The sequence below is a fragment of the Gloeomargarita sp. SKYB120 genome (assembly GCA_025062155.1).
Classification (GTDB): domain Bacteria; phylum Cyanobacteriota; class Cyanobacteriia; order Gloeomargaritales; family Gloeomargaritaceae; genus Gloeomargarita.
The window spans coordinates 78,812-91,573 of the sequence record JANXAM010000004.1 but is presented as its reverse complement, the minus strand read 5'-3'; the positions used below and the strand labels follow the sequence as shown (position 1 = coordinate 91,573).

Genomic DNA, 12,762 nt, shown 5'->3' with positions numbered 1-12,762 from the left:
TGCTACGATAGATAAAAGAAAGTTGCGGGCGTAATTCAGTGGTAGAATGTCAGCTTCCCAAGCTGAACGTCGTGGGTTCGAGTCCCATCGCCCGCTTCCCCCATCAAACCGCCAAAACCCGTACCAGACGAGACTCTAGCCGAAAACGCTGTTAGTACATCAAAAGTAAGGATTAGTACAAAACCGTAGTGTGTTACAGGATTTTGGGTGTAAGATTGGTGTAGTCAAGTGTAGGGTTACACCGATGAAGCGGGCGCCCAAGGGGGCGGTGGTACTCATTAACTCCAATGGGCGTTTACAGGCGCGGTTTCACTGGCGGGGCTTAGGGGTAGCCGATAGCCGATGAACCGGCGTCTTGTGGCCGGGCGGGTGGCGGCGCTCTCGGACGAGTGGACAAGATACAGTCACGACATTCATTTGGGGGCTGAGTTGGAAAGAAGGGTCACCAGGGTCACCGTGTAATGACAATAACGTCGGAAACGCCGATGTTAAGCCTGCTGTAGAACGGGGACTCTGCGCAAATCTTGGGGTCACCGGGGAGTTCCCATTAGCCCCACCGACATCTCCCAAGACTTTACCCGGGTTGGCCAACGGGGACGCTGGGGAGTCTCGCGGGGACTCTGGGTAACAGGAAGAGTTACAATCCTAAAACGCCGATGAATAGGGCCACAGAAGCACAAAATGCAGTACATGGGGACTCTGGGGACCCTCATTTGCAAGTTGCCGCAGAAATTACATCGGGTGCGCGAGTAGTTTACGTCGGAGCTGATGGAAAGCTGAAGCGCGTCCTATAGCTGAGCCGCTTCAGTTTGTCAGGGCGATGATAGGAAAACCCAAGCCGAAGCTGCGCCCTGCAACCTAGAAGATGACCAGTATAGATAGCTTAGCTATAGACGCGGGCCCACCAAGGGCAGGGGTTATTTGTGAAGGCGCTGCAGGGAGATACAGCCGTGCTGGACTCATCCCAGTGGAAAGCTATTACTCACCGGGTACCCCTGCGAGATTTGCGACTGTACGAACCCAAACCCTGGCGCAAACCCACACTTGCTGACGTTGAAGCTGTGGTTCGCTTGCTGGAAACCTGTCAAGACTCACCAGAAGCTCTAGCGGAAATCTGTTTGGATTGGCTTCGCGATTGGCCCCCAGCAGTAAAGCGTCGGATTTGGACGGCACTGGAATCGTCTTTGCAGCAAAAGGTTCTGACAGCGATTCACCAGGCTTAACCCCCTAACCAATAACGCTAGGCTGGGTAGATTGGGGATGCCCCTTGGACACCTAAAGCGATTGCTGGCTGGCAAAGCGCTATAGCTAAGCTGCTTTAGTTTGTCAGAGAGAGGAGAGAAAACCCAAAGGCGGGGCCGTGCTCTGGGACCCTAGGGCTGACAACCATAGATGGCTCGGCTATAGAAGTCCCGTAGCAAAGGCCCTGGTGCAGTAGGTGCCCGTTGCATGACAGTACTACTTGCTCCTAGCGGTAGATGAGTCGCCCAACTGGGTTCCGCCTGTATGATTAGAGCAACGGTTGTCTTCGAAGATGCCAAGGGGAAGGCAACAACGATGCGCACCCTGTGGGTTCCTGGAGTCAACAGGCTGGGCATCTATGGCCGCTGGGCATTTGCTGAGTTGACTTCCGTTTATGACATAGAAAGTGACTTCAAGCAGTTGATTGAGCGTCTTGTTCAACAAGGGACGGTATGATGAAAACCTACGAAGCGATTTACAGGGATGGACAGATTCACTGGGTAGGCGAGCAACCGGACATTGCAGCGGCTCGCGTCCTAGTAACCATTGTGGAAGAATATGCGCCGGAGATGCGGGCAAAGCAAGCGGCACAAGCCCTGTTGGAGTTAGAAGGAACTGAACCGGATTTGCAAGACATACCCCGTCGCCGGTGGGATAGCCTGCATGAAGATAGTCGTTGACACATCTATCTGGATTGACTACTTCCGTAGTGGTAATCCCGTGCTGAGAAACCTGTTAGAAACAAGCCGTGTGTGCATCCACGAAATGATTATCGGTGAACTAGCGCTGGGTAATTTCAAGAATCGCCACCGAGTCTTGAGTTTTCTGCGGGACTTACCTAGTCTTCCCCTAGTGAGTCATGAGCGAGTGTTAGATTTTGTCGAGCGGCATCAACTCATGGGGAGTGGGATTGGCTGGGTAGATGCTCACCTGCTAGCTGCGACAGCCCAGACGCAATACCAGCTTTGGACAAGGGATAAACGTCTCCTGACAGTTGCCCAGTCTTTGCAGCTTGCTTACTGTCCTTCGTAGGGAGTCGAATAATGGCACGTGGGGGGCAAATCACAAAAAGTTTAGAATTGCCGCTAGTCCCGCCACTTAGGTACTTTTTGGGACTTTTTTCGACTGCGGCGCGCGGCCCGCAGGCTTTTCTTACTTACACCCCAAAAGCAATTTCACTTTTTATTGGGGCCGGAGCAAGGCAAAGACAACCGCCGTGACCACTGCAACAATCACTGTGCGGCTGACGGTAAATCACCTGTTGGACGGTAGCCCGCACATCCGTACCTAGCCGCTTTGTCCAGGCGAGTGTTGGTGTGGCATAGCTTGGTAAGCACCTGATGCTGAAAGTCTTGGGGTGGTAACTACTTCATCACCAGGGATTGCCGCCTGGCCTGGTGCAGCAGGGCAGCCAGTTTACTTAACTGGTACTCCCACTTGCTCAGGGTGTCCACATCGGGAGACTCGTTTTGTCCAGCCAGGCTCTCTAAGGAACAGGCTACAAAGTCCTGTACATCCGCAGGGAGTGGAAAGATAGACGATTCCATAGCGCATTCTATAGCTAAAATCACAAAACTTGACATAAGCTACGGATAGTTTCATTGACCAAAGATTGCAGATTTTCGATTGGACTCACCTGTAACTTATGCACCTTTTGCTTAATCCGACACCACACCTGTTCGATTGGATTCAAATCGGGTGAATAACTCACACCCAGCCGCTTCCACCACTTGCCTAACCGCCGCCTGTCCATCACTATCTTTTTACCAGGACCAATCACTGGTAATAACCACTCCGTCAACCAAGTCAAAACTACCTGTAAATTGCAGCTCCCTATCCAGGTTAATGGCTCGATGAGTCTCCCGAGATAATCACCACCCATCATATCCCACCCGCCTTCTTCCCATAAACCCTTTCACCTTTTGCTCGCTGGTCAATGCCGGATTGGTCTATGTAGACGACTTCTTCCGACTTCACATCCTTCATTTTCCCGAGATATGCTTGCCGCTCTTGCTCGTCTTTTAAGCGCCCTACAAATCGTCATACTAGCCGCCATTTCCTTTTGGGTCAGACTGGAATTTGCTTCGACAAACTTGCGAAATTTATGACTATGCCCCTTTTGGTAACCGGGTTTCAGACCATTGCTTGAGCCAGCGTTGTAACGTGCGATATCTCACTTCGACGAGTGTTGCACCCCCCAAGACCGCTTCAATGGCTTTCTGACGTAAGTCTGTGCTGTAAGGCATAGACATCACTCCGTAACCTATCACCCTTATTCTACGTCAGACTAAGTGTTTTTAGCTATATCAAGGAATTTGATTGCCCAGCACTGGCCCGCTGGATGTTGATCCATGGCATCTTTCCCCTTCCTATAGCTAAGCACACAATGTTTGGCATGAGCTACAACTAGAGGCCTTGACGCTTTTGCCTTGCCCGCTGCTCAAACACGCCAGCTCAAATGTTTTTTGCTATAGACAACTCAATAACCACGGCAAAAAACCCTAGGAAATTCTTCGCGTGGATACGATGGAGTTGTAGAGGTTTGGCGAAATGAAGAATCATACGAGCTTGGCGCTTTTGGCGCGTTTATTCAAAATTCCAAGCCCCAAGGTCGATATGGATGGCAGCCAGATGAACTGTACTGGCGGGAGAGAAACTTGCCAAAAATTAAGGAGTATTGTGAAGGGGATGTGCGAGCGACGATGAACCTGGTCCTGCGCCCATCGGGCATGCCACTGCTCAAGGAGGGGTAGCACTCCTCAGAAGATTGCTAGGATGAAAGCGCCGGTGTCCCCTGACACAACAGACCCCTCAGGTTCGCTCCGGTGTTTTCCGCTTGGGGACGCCGGGCCCCTCACGGTTGCAGCTTCAGGACGTAAACCAGTTCGTCAGCGTGGCTAGTGGGTTGTCGTTCAAACCCCAGTCGCTCACAGATTTTGCGCATGGCAATGTTGTGGGGAAGCATATAAGCCTCTAGTTGCCGGACATTCTCGGCCCGGGCGATGTCAATCAGTCGCCGAAGCAGTTCCGTACCCAGTCCCTGACGCTGGTAGCGGTCGGCAATAATCATGGCAAATTCGGCGTTGTCGGAGTTGTGGTAGCGACTGAAACGCCCCACCCCAATAACCTGATGCTGTCCCGTGGCGGGGTCTTTGTAATCGGCCACCAGCACCATCTCCCGGTCGTAGTCAATGAAGCAAATGCGGGTCAGTCGTTCGTGGGCAATCCGGTGTTGCAGTTTCAGCAGGTGGGTATAGCGCATATACACGCTTTCTTCGGAGAGCAATTTGTGAAATTCCACCAGCAGCGGTTCGTCTTCCGGGCGAATGGGACGCAGGGTGACGCGCAGGCCGTTGTTGAGCGTGAAACAGCTCATGTACTGGGTGGGATAGGGACGAATCGCCAGCTTGGGCGGGTCTCCCTGGCGCAACACCACCCGCGCATCCAGAGCCAGCAACTGGTCCGCCGAAGCAAACAGGGGGTTGATGTCTATTTCCTGAATCTGGGGTTGCTCGACGACCAACTGGCTAAAACGCACCAGTAATTGGGCGAGCGCTTCGATATCCACTGGCCGTTGTCCCCGAGCGCCCTGCAGGGCTTGGTAGATGCGGGTGCGTTCCATCAGACGCTTGGCCAGGGTGCTATTCAGGGGCGGCAATCCCAGCGACCGGTCTTGAAACACCTCCACCAGTTGCCCGCCGCTTCCAAATAAAATGACCGGCCCAAACTGCACATCCACGCTGCTGCCCACGATGAGTTCGTAACCGGGACCCCGCACCAGCGGTTGCACCGTGACCCCCTGGAAGGCACTGGGATGGTAGGCCTGGGCCTGCGTGCGGATTTGTTCAAAGGCCGCCCGGACCGCCTCGGCATCGCGCAGGTTCAATTGCACACCGCCGACGTCGCTTTTGTGGGTGATGACCTCCGAGAGCAATTTCAGCACCACCGGATACCCCATCTGTTCGGCGATGGTCACTGCTTCATCGCTGGTGTGGGCTACTGCCGTCGGCACGGTGGGAATTCCATAGGCGCTCAAGATTCGTTTGGCTTCGTATTCCGTCAGCAGCGTGCGGCCGGCCTGAAGCGCTTGCGTACAAAGGCGTTGCACCAACGGGCGGTCAGGGGTGAATTCGTCGGAATCAGGCGGCAATTGCGGCGTTTCATACAGGGCGCGTAGATTCCGGCTGTAACGCCACATGTAGTTGAAGATGTGAACGGCGGTGTCGGGATAACTAAACGTGGGAATGCCCGCCGCGTTTAACGCATTCATCGCCGGTGCCACGCTTTCACCCCCCATCCAACTGGCCAGGATGGGCTTGCGACTCTGTTGCGCGCAGGCAATTAACCGGTTAGCGGTCTCGGTAGGCTGGGACATGGCCTGGGGCGTGAGAATCACCAAGATGGCGTCGCTGTTGGGGTCGCGACTGACAATCTCTAGAGCCTGGGCGTAACGCTCGGCATCGGCATCCCCCAAGATGTCCACCGGATTGCCATGGCTCCAGTGGGGCGGCAACAGGCGATTCAGTTCAGCAATCGTCTCGGGCGCCAGGTTCGCCAGTTGTCCTCCGCCGTGCAAGTAAGCATCAGTGGCAATCACCCCGGGTCCCCCAGCGTTGGTGACAATTGCTAGCCGATTCCCCTGGGGTAATTTGGGCTGCTTCGAGAGCACCTCCGCCATGTCAAACAGGTCGGAAATGTTATCGACGCGCAACACGCCGCACCGCCGGAAAGCCGCACTGACAACTTCATCACTCCCGGCCAAGGCGCCTGTGTGGGAAGTTGCCGCTTGGGCTGCAACCTCGGTGCGCCCCGCCTTGAGCACAATGATGGGTTTGGTTAGGGCCACTTCCCGCGCCGCCGAGAGAAATGAGCGGGCATCGCCAATGGACTCCATGTAGAGCACGATGCTTTTGGTGTGGGGGTCGTCGGCCAGGTAATCAATCAAATCTCCCCAGCCCACATCTAGCATGCTGCCGATGGAGATAAAAGCGCTAAACCCGATGTTTTCCTGCAAACTCCAGTCCAGGATGGACGTACACAGCGCTCCGCTTTGGGAAATAAACCCCACCGTCCCGGGGCGCGCCATGGCACTGGCAAAGGTGGCGTTCAGCCCAATGATGGGATTCATCACCCCTAAGCAGTTGGGGCCGATGATGCGCATGGAACCGGCGTTGGCCCGGATGTGCTGCTCCAGCGCCAGACCTTCAGCTCCTGTTTCTCGAAACCCCGCCGAGACAATCACGGCGCCTTTCACACCGGCTTGGGCGCACTCAGCAATGACCTCGGGAACGGTTGGGGCCGGCGTGGCAATCACCGCCAAATCCACTGGGTCGGGTACGTCCTGGATGCGGGGGTAGGCTTTGATCCCTAGCACACTTGGACGTTTGGGATTGACGGGAAACACCGTTCCCCCAAACGGCGTGCTGATCAGGTTCCACAGCAGGGTGCGGCCCACACTCCCAGGGCGTTCTGTAGCCCCAACCACCGCCACTGTCCGGGGACGCAGGATGGCCTCCAGGGGCGAGCGGGGCTGGGTGCGCCAAATGTCCGAGACCCCCTCTGGCACCGGTAAGCGCGTTGCCAAGTCCATCGCTCCTCCCCCTAATTCGTGGTTGTTGCCAGCGCTAGGGGTTCTTCCCGGTGGTAGAGCACGCTCTCGAGCCGGCAGCCCTGGTAGGCCAGCACGTACAGCTCCTTCAGGTCGCGGATCAGGGGATAGCGGGGGTTGGCGCCGGTGCATTGGTCGTCAAAGGCTTGTTCGGCCATCTGTTCCACCTGCTCATAAAACTCCCGTTCCTTATCAGGCAAGGCCTCCTTGATGGACATGGGCAACTCCAACTCCCGCTTCAGGTTTTCTACCGCTTCCACTAGGCGCTCTACCTTTTCATCTTCCGTGCGCCCCCCTAGTCCCAGAAAATCAGCAATTTCCGCGTAGCGCTGCTTGGCGTGGGGGTAGGTGTACTGCGGGAAAATGGCTTGTTTGAAGGGGGCGTCGGTGGCGTTGTAGCGAATCACGTGGGCAATCATCAGCGCGTTGGCTAAGCCGTGGGGCAAGTGGAATGTGGAACCCAACTTGTGGGCCAGGGAGTGGCAAATTCCCAAAAAGGCATTGGCAAAGGCCATTCCCGCAATCGTCGCCGCGTAATGCACCTTTTCCCGAGCGACGGGGTCCTTGGCGCCGTATTTGTAGGCCCGGGGTAGGTAGGTAAACAGCAACTTGATGGCCTCCAGCGCCAGCCCCTCGGTAAATTCCGTCGCCAGCACCGACACGTAGGCCTCCAAAGCGTGGGTCAGGGCGTCAATCCCCCCGTAGGCTGTGAGTTTTTTCGGCATGTGCATCACCAGTTCCGGGTCCACGATGGCCATGGTGGGGGTAAGCGCATAGTCCGCCAGCGGGTATTTAATGCCGGTGCGGTCATCCGTTACTACGGCAAAGGGCGTCACCTCCGAACCCGTCCCCGATGTGGTGGGAATCGCCACCAGAATGGCCTTTTGTCCCAACGGCGGCAACGTGTACACCCGCTTGCGAATGTCCATGAACCGCATAGCAATGCCACTGAATTCCACTTCCGGGTGCTCGTACATCAGCCAGATCACCTTGGCCGCATCCATGGGCGACCCACCGCCAAACCCAATCAGCACATCCGGCTGAAAACTGCGGCACCGCTCCAGGCCCTTTTCCACGTTGCTGAGTTTGGGGTCTGGCTCCACGTCATAAAACACCTGGAACTCGATGCCCAGTTCCTCCAGCACCTGCTCCACTTCCTTGAGCATCCCCAACTCAAACAGGGGTTTATCGGTGACGATAAAGGCCCGCTGTCGCCCTTGCAGTTCCCGCAATGCCACTGGCAAACACCCGTATTTGAAGTAAATTTTGGGGGGCACTCGGAACCAGAGCATGTTCTCGCGCCGGTCCACCACCGTTTTGATATTCAACAGGTGCTGCGGCCCCACATTCTCAGAAACCGAATTGCCGCCCCAGGTGCCACACCCCAGGGTCAGCGACGGGTCCAGCTTGAAGTTGTACAGGTCGCCAATGGCCCCCTGGGACGACGGCGTATTCAACAGCACCCGGCTGGCCGTCACCTGCTGCTCAAAGTAGGCGATGTCATCTTTATTGGCCGGGTCAGTATAGAGCACCGCCGTATGGCCTCGCCCGCCAAAATTCACCACCTGCGCGGCAATCGCCACCCCGGCGTAGAAGTTGGGCACGCGGTACATCGCTAGCAGGGGCGCCAGTTTTTCGTAGGACCAGGGTTCCGTTTCCCCAACGGTTTCTACCTCCCCGATGAGCAGGCGCGTTCCCGGCGGCACTGTAAATCCAGCTATCTCGGCAATCTTTGCCACCGGCTGGCCCACAATTTCGGGATTTAAGCGTCCTTCCGCCAAGATAATCCGCCGCACCTTATCTACTTCGTCAGGCGTCAGGATGTAGGCGCCCCGGTGTTGGAATTCCCGCTTTACCTGTTCATAAATCGGCTCGACCACAATCACCGCCTGTTCCGACGCGCAGATCATGCCGTTGTCAAAGGTCTTGCTCAGCAGGATGGAACTCACCGCCATGGGAATATCGGCGCTAGCGTCAATCAAGACAGGCGTGTTGCCGGCTCCCACCCCCAAAGACGGATGCCCCGACGAATAGGCCGCTTTCACCATGGCCGGTCCACCCGTTGCCAGGATGAGTTGGATGTCGGGGTGTTGCATGAGCGCCTGGGACAACGGCACCGACGGTTCATCAATCCACCCGATCACCGGATCTGGAGCACCGGCGGCCACCGCCGCTTGGCGAAGGATGCTAGCGGCTGCAACCGTACAGCGTTTAGCGCGGGGGTGGGGTGAAAAGATAATGGCGTTACGGGTTTTGAGCGCAATCAACGCCTTGAAAATGGTCGTCGATGTGGGGTTGGTGGTAGGCACAATCCCGGCAATGATCCCCACGGGTTCAGCAATTTTTTTAATGCCAAAATGGGGGTCTTCTTCAATCACACCGCAGGTTTTGGTGTCTTTGTACTTGTTGTAAACCATCTCAGCGGCAAAGTGATTTTTGAGCACCTTGTCTTCCACCACGCCCATCCCCGTTTCTTCCACCGCCATTTTCGCCAGGGGAATCCGGGCTTCGTTGGCCGCCATCGCTGCCTGGTGAAAAATCCGGTCCACCTGCTCCTGGGAAAAACGGGCAAATTGCTCCTGCGCAATTTTTACCTGGGCAATCAATTCATTTAACTCTTGTTCGTTGGTTACTCGCATGGTCTGTTCCTCCTGATACCAAATCCCAATACGCGCTATATCATCCCCTTTGATTTAGCAGCCAAGCCACTTGCCTGGGTCAGAGCAAGCAGTAATAACAGAGCTAGGCCCTGCGACCTAAGGGGTAACCAGCATAGGTGCCTTAGCAATAACCGTTGCGTCTAGGTATAAATTCCCTCCTACCTCCAGGCTACAAAGCGCCAAAGGATTTCCCCCAAAACTTCAGCTTCTTCTTAGGATCAAGGCGTGAATAAGCCGCGTGCGCGAAAAACCGCCTTGGTCGCCTCTACGAGCTCGGGACTGGGTTCCGGCGTATCTTTGAGCAAGTATTCCAGGCCCAACTGTTCCCACTTGTACTCCCCCATCTTGTGAAAGGGCAGCACTTCCACCCGCTCCACATTGCCCAACGTCGCCACAAAATCCGCCAGGCCCTCGATGTTGTGGGGCGGGTCGGTCAACCCCGGCACTAATACAAACCGAATCCAGGTGGGCTTGTGAATCTGGTCTAAATAGTGCGCCATTGCTAGGGTTGGCTCTAGGGACACATGGGTAACGCGCTGGTAGATGTCTGGGTCAAAGGATTTAATATCTAGTAGCACTAGGTCCGTGTGTTCCAGCACCGGTTGGGCAACGGCAATCGGGCAGTAGCCGGATGTATCTAGCGCTGTGTGCAGCCCCAGTTGCGCGTGACACCCCTGAAAAATTGCCGCCGTAAATTCCGGTTGCATCAGGGGTTCGCCGCCGCTGACCGTGACGCCACCCCCCTTGCTCAAATAAGACCGGTACTTGGCAATTTCGGCGATGACTTCTCCCGCCGTCACCTCTCGCCCGCTGTAGAAATCCCGGCAATCGGGGTTGTGGCAGTACAGGCACCGGAGTGGACAGCCCTGGGTAAACACCACAAAGCGAATCCCCGGACCATCCACCGTGCCCATGGTTTCGTAGGAATGAATCCGGCCTTTAACGGCGCTCGTGGAAGGTGCGATTAATGACATCCAACTGTTGCTCACGGGTGAGTTTGATGAAGTTCACCGCATAGCCCGACACCCGGATGGTCAACTGCGGGTAGCGTTCAGGGTGGTCCATAGCATCCAGGAGCGTTTCCCGCCGCAGGACGTTGACGTTGATGTGGTGCCCGCCGTCGTGGAAATAGCCATCCAGCATGGTCACTAGGTTGTTCACCTTCTCCGCCTCCGTGCGTCCTAGCGCCTCCGGCACGATGGAAAAGGTATTGGAAATGCCATCCAAGGCATCGCTGTAAGGCAATTTCGCCACTGATGCGAGTGATGCCAGCGCCCCGCAGCAGTCCCGCCCGTGCATGGGGTTGGCGCCAGGGGCAAAAGGTTGTCCCGCTTTACGACCATCCGGCGTTGTCCCTGTCTTCTTGCCATAGACCACATTGGATGTGATGGTCAGCACCGATTGCGTGGGCACCGCATCCCGATAGGTTTTGTGCTTGCGCAGCTCCCGCATCATGGTCTGCACCACCCACACCGCCAGTTCATCGGCCCGGTCGTCGTTGTTGCCGTAAGCGGGATAACTCCCTTCAATCACAAAGTCCACCGCCAGGCCCCGTTCATCCCGAATCGGTTTCACCCTGGCGTATTTAATGGCCGACAGGGAATCCGCCACCACCGACAACCCGGCAATCCCACAGGCCATCGTGCGGTACACATCCCGGTCGTGCAACGCCATCTGCAACCGCTCGTAGCAGTATTTGTCATGCATGTAATGGATGACGTTAAGCGTGTGGATGTAGGTGCGGGCCAGCCATGCCAGGACCTGCTCGTAGCGTTGCTTCACCTCCTCAAAATCCAGCACCTCACTAGTGATGGGGGGCATCGGCGGCGCCACCTGTTCCCCGGATTTTTCATCTCGCCCGCCATTGATGGCATACAGCAGCGCCTTGGCTAGATTCACCCGCGCCCCAAAAAACTGCATCTGCTTGCCAATGCGCATCGCCGACACACAGCAGGCAATCCCGTAGTCATCGCCGAAGTAGGGGCGCATCAGGTCATCGTTTTCGTACTGGATGGAACTGGTGGCAATAGACGTCTGGGCGCAGAACCGTTTGAAGTTTTCTGGCAAGCGCTCCGACCACAGCACGGTCAAGTTGGGTTCCGGCGCCGGCCCCAGGTTATAGAGCGTTTGCAGGAAGCGAAAGCTGGTTTTGGTCACCAGGGGTCGCCCATCTTCCCCGATGCCGCCAATGGATTCCGTCACCCAGGTGGGGTCCCCCGAAAACAGCTCGTTGTATTCCGGCGTCCGCAAAAACCGCACCATACGCAGCTTCATCACGAAGTGGTCCACCAGTTCCTGGACGTCGGTTTCCGTCAACCACCCTCGCTGCAAATCCCGCTCACAGTAGATATCCAGGAACGTGGACACCCGTCCCAGGGACATGGCCGCGCCATTTTGCTCCTTGACCGCCCCCAGATAAGCGAAGTACAACCACTGGAACGCCTCCTTGGCATTGGCCGCCGGGCGGGAAATGTCAAACCCATAGCTCTGGGCCATGCTTTCCAGCTCCCGCAGGGCCTTGATTTGTTCGGCGAGTTCCTCCCGCAGCCGGATGGTGGGTTCATCCATCTCCCGGTCATCCAGCGAGTGCAACTGCGCCTGCTTATCCGCAATCAGAAACGCCGTCCCGTAGAGCGCCACGCGCCGGTAGTCGCCAATGATCCGCCCCCGTCCGTAGGCATCCGGCAACCCCGTAATAATCCCCGAGCGGCGGCAGGTGCGCATCTCCGGTGTGTAGGCATCAAATACCCCGTCGTTGTGGGTCTTGCGGTACTTGGTGAAAATTTCCTCCGTCTTGGGGTCCAGTTGATAGCCGTAGGCCTCCAGGGCGTTTTTCACCATGCGAATCCCCCCAAACGGCATGATGGCCCGTTTCAGGGGTTTATCCGTCTGCAAGCCCACAACTTGTTCCAGTTCCCGGTCAATGTAGCCTGGTGGGTGCGATGTGATGCTCGACGGCAGCGATGTATCCGCGTCCAAAATCCCCTTTTCCCGTTCCTGGCGCATCAGTTCTTGAACCTGCGTCCAGAGTTTGCGGGTGCGTTCCGTCGGCCCCGTCAAAAACGACCCATCGCCTGTGTAGGGCGTGTAATTCCGTTGGATAAAATCCCGCACATTCACTTCTGTTTGCCACACCCCTGGTTGAAACCCTTGCCATTCCGGTCGCAGTGTCTCTGTTTCGGGGTGGATTTTTTCCAGAACTTCCAAACCTTCTTTGGCCATGGCTTACGCCTCCTTTGGGGGGCATTCAAT

General features: G+C 56.2%; 11 protein-coding genes and 1 tRNA gene. 5 read left to right on the top strand and 7 right to left on the bottom strand.

The window, feature by feature from the left end; translation table 11 throughout:
* Positions 1-24 precede the first annotated feature (24 nt).
* The 5 genes from NZ705_02990 to NZ705_02970 all read left to right on the top strand — a co-directional run bounded on the left by NZ705_02990 (position 25) and on the right by NZ705_02970 (position 2,274).
* A tRNA-Gly gene (locus tag NZ705_02990) sits at positions 25-96 on the top strand.
* An 827-nt stretch (positions 97-923) separates the two neighbouring features.
* Entirely contained in the window at positions 924-1,223 is a 300-nt protein-coding gene (locus NZ705_02985) for a hypothetical protein (protein ID MCS7291925.1), read from the top strand.
* Positions 1,224-1,506: 283 nt separating this feature from the next.
* The gene (locus tag NZ705_02980) at positions 1,507-1,698 is read left to right on the top strand and encodes a hypothetical protein (GenBank protein ID MCS7291924.1); all 192 of its coding nucleotides are present in this window, start codon (positions 1,507-1,509) and stop codon (positions 1,696-1,698) included.
* Positions 1,695-1,922: a hypothetical protein gene (locus tag NZ705_02975; GenBank protein ID MCS7291923.1), complete on the top strand. Its 228-nt coding sequence runs from the start codon at positions 1,695-1,697 to the stop codon at positions 1,920-1,922. Before NZ705_02980 ends, NZ705_02975 begins: the two co-directional genes overlap by 4 nt.
* Positions 1,906-2,274 (top strand): PIN domain-containing protein, encoded by a 369-nt coding sequence (locus tag NZ705_02970; protein ID MCS7291922.1) that lies wholly within the window; start codon positions 1,906-1,908, stop codon positions 2,272-2,274. Before NZ705_02975 ends, NZ705_02970 begins: the two co-directional genes overlap by 17 nt.
* A 332-nt stretch (positions 2,275-2,606) precedes the next feature.
* Here NZ705_02970 and NZ705_02965 read toward each other — a convergent pair whose 3' ends face one another.
* The 7 genes from NZ705_02965 to pflB form a co-directional block, all read right to left on the bottom strand.
* Positions 2,607-2,789 carry a hypothetical protein gene (locus NZ705_02965; GenBank protein ID MCS7291921.1) on the bottom strand — a complete coding sequence of 61 codons (183 nt, stop codon included), beginning with the start codon at positions 2,787-2,789 and terminating at the stop codon, positions 2,607-2,609.
* Positions 2,790-2,809: 20 nt separating this feature from the next.
* Positions 2,810-3,052, bottom strand: a complete 243-nt coding sequence (locus tag NZ705_02960) for a hypothetical protein (protein MCS7291920.1) — start codon at positions 3,050-3,052, stop codon at positions 2,810-2,812.
* A gap of 298 nt (positions 3,053-3,350) precedes the next feature.
* Positions 3,351-3,488: a hypothetical protein gene (locus tag NZ705_02955; protein MCS7291919.1), complete on the bottom strand. Its 138-nt coding sequence runs from the start codon at positions 3,486-3,488 to the stop codon at positions 3,351-3,353.
* Between the two features lie 608 nt (positions 3,489-4,096).
* The gene (locus tag NZ705_02950; GenBank protein ID MCS7291918.1) at positions 4,097-6,832 is read right to left on the bottom strand and encodes a bifunctional acetate--CoA ligase family protein/GNAT family N-acetyltransferase; all 2,736 of its coding nucleotides are present in this window, start codon (positions 6,830-6,832) and stop codon (positions 4,097-4,099) included.
* Between the two features lie 11 nt (positions 6,833-6,843).
* Complete coding sequence (gene adhE, locus NZ705_02945) at positions 6,844-9,489, bottom strand: bifunctional acetaldehyde-CoA/alcohol dehydrogenase (protein MCS7291917.1); 2,646 nt, start codon at positions 9,487-9,489, stop codon at positions 6,844-6,846.
* 239 nt (positions 9,490-9,728) lie between these two features.
* Positions 9,729-10,484 carry a pyruvate formate-lyase-activating protein gene (gene pflA, locus NZ705_02940; GenBank protein MCS7291916.1) on the bottom strand — a complete coding sequence of 252 codons (756 nt, stop codon included), beginning with the start codon at positions 10,482-10,484 and terminating at the stop codon, positions 9,729-9,731.
* Positions 10,450-12,732, bottom strand: coding sequence for a formate C-acetyltransferase (pflB, locus tag NZ705_02935; GenBank protein ID MCS7291915.1), 2,283 nt, complete (start codon positions 12,730-12,732; stop codon positions 10,450-10,452). The genes pflA and pflB overlap by 35 nt, the downstream gene beginning before the upstream one ends.
* Positions 12,733-12,762 lie beyond the last annotated feature (30 nt).

What these genes read in the sequence shown, in the direction of transcription:
- NZ705_02975 (MCS7291923.1), top strand. Translation starts at nt 1,695, where the DNA reads ATGATGAAAACCTACGAAGCGATTTACAGGGATGGACAGATTCACTGG.
- NZ705_02970 (MCS7291922.1), top strand. Translation starts at nt 1,906, where the DNA reads ATGAAGATAGTCGTTGACACATCTATCTGGATTGACTACTTCCGTAGT.
- adhE (MCS7291917.1), bottom strand. Translation starts at nt 9,489, where the DNA reads ATGCGAGTAACCAACGAACAAGAGTTAAATGAATTGATTGCCCAGGTA.
- pflA (MCS7291916.1), bottom strand. Translation starts at nt 10,484, where the DNA reads ATGTCATTAATCGCACCTTCCACGAGCGCCGTTAAAGGCCGGATTCAT.
- NZ705_02965 (MCS7291921.1), bottom strand. Translation starts at nt 2,789, where the DNA reads ATGGAATCGTCTATCTTTCCACTCCCTGCGGATGTACAGGACTTTGTA.
- pflB (MCS7291915.1), bottom strand. Translation starts at nt 12,732, where the DNA reads ATGGCCAAAGAAGGTTTGGAAGTTCTGGAAAAAATCCACCCCGAAACA.
- NZ705_02955 (MCS7291919.1), bottom strand. Translation starts at nt 3,488, where the DNA reads ATGCCTTACAGCACAGACTTACGTCAGAAAGCCATTGAAGCGGTCTTG.
- NZ705_02950 (MCS7291918.1), bottom strand. Translation starts at nt 6,832, where the DNA reads ATGGACTTGGCAACGCGCTTACCGGTGCCAGAGGGGGTCTCGGACATT.
- NZ705_02980 (MCS7291924.1), top strand. Translation starts at nt 1,507, where the DNA reads ATGATTAGAGCAACGGTTGTCTTCGAAGATGCCAAGGGGAAGGCAACA.